At 70.9% G+C, this 2,733-nt stretch carries 1 protein-coding gene and 1 pseudogene; one reads left to right on the top strand and one right to left on the bottom strand.

Annotation, left to right across the window (positions count from 1 at the left end; all coding sequences use genetic code 11):
• Positions 1-443: pseudogene (locus tag AX730_RS19080) on the top strand (type II toxin-antitoxin system RelE/ParE family toxin); the annotation flags it as partial.
• A gap of 326 nt (positions 444-769) precedes the next feature.
• Here AX730_RS19080 and AX730_RS01895 read toward each other — a convergent pair.
• Complete coding sequence (locus tag AX730_RS01895; protein WP_062351114.1) at positions 770-1,858, bottom strand: serine hydrolase domain-containing protein; 1,089 nt, start codon at positions 1,856-1,858, stop codon at positions 770-772.
• Positions 1,859-2,733: the final 875 nt, after the last annotated feature.

The raw sequence follows: 2,733 nt of genomic DNA, 5'->3' as shown, positions 1-2,733 counted from the left end.
CCGCCAGCCAGCCCACCCCCAACTGGCGCCGCAACAGCCGCTGGGGCCAACCGCCCGGCATGCTGGCCCAGGACACCGCTCCCGAGAACACCGGCCAGACCGTCGGCGCCGGCCGCAGCCAGGGTCGCGCGCAGGACAACAACGCCGCCCCCAGCATGGAAGTGGACGGCCACCAGATCTACTACGACCTGCGCAACGAACTGAAGGTCGCCGAGTGGCAGGCGCAAGGCATGACCGAACTGTCCTTCCCCCTGCCCGGCCGCCGCGAACTGATGGTCTGCGCCCTGGAGATCGTCGCCACCCGCGGCTCCGGCGGCTGCCGCCTGATGGAACCCAACGACCCCGGTCTGGCCAAGATCGGCGACGCCCGCGACGTGGTGAACGTCATGCGCATCTACCGCCGCGGCGAACTGATCTGGCGCGGGCCGGGCGCGTACCGGTAAGCGGGGAACCCGCGACGCCGTAGGGCGGGCCTAGGCCCGCCATCGCACATCATCACGGCGGGCTGGAGCCCGCCCTACGCGAGCGATGTTCCCTTCTCCCTGCGCAGCGGGGAGAAGGTGCCCGGAGGGCGGATGAGGGGCCGAGCGCGGTAACGAACCGGGCGCCGACGTGTCCCCTCTCCGTTCGCCCCTCACCCGCCTTCCGCACCCTCTCCCCGCTTCGCAGGGCGAGGGAAGCAAACGCAGGCTTCGCAGGGTGAGCGTGAGCCCGCCGTCCGGCCGTGCGATGGCGGGCTTGAGCCCGCCCTACGTGAAGCGGGGGGCGGTCAGCGCGATGCTTGTGCGCGCAGCATCCCGACGAACCGGGCGTCCGCCCCGATCGACTCCAGGACAGGCAGCACCGCGCGATATCCGTCCGGGCTGTTGGTCAGGATGACGGTGCCGCTGCGGGTAGAGGGCGTCCAGTAGACGAAGGTGAACGCGTCCTCGTCCGCGCCGGTATGCAGGTAGTACGTGGTGCCGCCGAAGTCGAACAGCTCCCAGCCCAGGGTGAACCCCGCATGGTCGGGACAGACGTCGGCGGGAATGCCGGCGCACGTTTCGGCGCGACGGTCGGCCTGCACGATGCCGCGCTGCGCGAGCAGCGACGGACGGATCCCGTCGCCATCCATCACCGACACCACGAAGCGTGCGTAGTCGGTGGCCGTGGTCATCAGATTGTCGGCGGCGGAAGGACGCGTCCGCGTGTCGGGCGCCTGCCACTGCGCGTTTCGCGTGCTGCTGGCGACGTTGCCGGCCGACGTGCCATCGGCCGTGTAGGACGTGTCGCGCAGGCCCAGCGGTTCGAACAGGAGGCGTTGTGCCTGCTGATCGATGCGAGCACCGGTCCGCGCCTGGACGTAGTGCGCCACGTACTCGTAGCCCTCGCCCGAATAGCCCGGCGCACCGCCCGGATCGGCGATGAACGCCAGCCCGGAGGGACCGCGCCAGTTCGGAAATCCGGTCTGGTGCGCCAGTGCGAGCCGCGGCGTCAGGAAGCGATGGCGCAGATCGCGGGCGACGTCCGGATCGACCCACGCCTCGGCGATGCGATCGTTGAGCGAGAACCGCCCTTCGGAGGCCAGGCGCAGGACGACTTCGGCGGAGACGGGCTTGGTCAGCGATGCCACGTTGTACCGGGTGTTGCGTGTCGCTGCCTGGCCCGCCGCGCGTTCGCCGGCCACGCCGACGGCGACGATCCTGCCGTCCTCGATGCGGGCCACGGACACGCTGGCCACCCCGGTGTCCTTCACGATCGCGGACAACGTGGCGTCGAGATCGGCATCGCGGGAGGAGGTGACCGGAGACGCGCTCGCGCACGCCGCACTGGTGACAGCAGCCAGCACGGTGACGCAACGCAGGAAGGAGAACGGCATGCAGAACCTCGGACAGTGGACATGAAGGGATCGGGACGCGCTGGAGGCGCGTGCTGCGGCGTACCGTACAGACGCGCACCCCACGCGGACAGGCCGGCGCGCCGAACGGCCGTCACTGCCGACAAAGCCCCGGAATGCCGGCGCGAAACGCGGGCCTCGTAGGGCGGGCTCAAGCCCGCCATCGCGCACCATCACGGCGGGCTTGAGCCCGCCCTACGTGGAGCGATGGATGAGGGGCCGGGCGCGGCAATGAACCGGGTGCCGACACCTCCGCCACTCCGTTCGCCCCTCACCCGCCTTCGGTACCCTCTCCCCGCTGCGCAGGGCGAGGGGAAGCGCGATGCACCTCGTGCGGAGAAACGCGGACCCCGAGATTGCCGTAGGGCGGGCTCAAGCCCGCCATCGCGCATCAAGACGGCGGGCTTGAGCCCGCCCTACGCGAAGCGATGGATGACGAGCCGGGCGCGGCAACGAACCGGGTGCCGACATCTCCGCCACTCCGTTCGCCCCTCACCCGCCTTCGGCACCCTCTCCCCGCTGCGCAGGGCGAGGGGAAGCGCAATGCACCTCGTGCGGAGAAACGCGGACCCCGAGATTGCCGTAGGGCGGGCTCAAGCCCGCCATCGCGCATCAAGACGGCGGGCTTGAGCCCGCCCTACGCGAAGCGATGGATGACGAGCCGGGCGCGGCAACGAACCGGGCGCCGACGTGTCCGCCACTCCGTTCGCCCCTCACCCGCCTTCGGCACCCTCTCCCCGCTGCGCAGGGCGAGGGGAAGCGCAATGCACCTCGTGCGGAGAAACGCGGACCCCGAGATTGCCGTAGGGCGGGCTCAAGCCCGCCATCGCGCACCATCACGGCGGGCTTGAGCCCGC

Origin of the sequence: Pseudoxanthomonas mexicana, from assembly GCF_001556105.1 — a bacterium.
Taxonomy (GTDB): domain Bacteria; phylum Pseudomonadota; class Gammaproteobacteria; order Xanthomonadales; family Xanthomonadaceae; genus Pseudoxanthomonas_A; species Pseudoxanthomonas_A mexicana_A.
The sequence above is the reverse complement of the archived record's forward strand: the minus strand, read 5'-3'. Positions and strand labels throughout refer to the sequence as shown.

Excerpts from the sequence above, each read along its gene's own strand:
- AX730_RS01895 (WP_062351114.1), bottom strand. The coding sequence starts at position 1,858 with ATGCCGTTCTCCTTCCTGCGTTGCGTCACCGTGCTGGCTGCTGTCACC.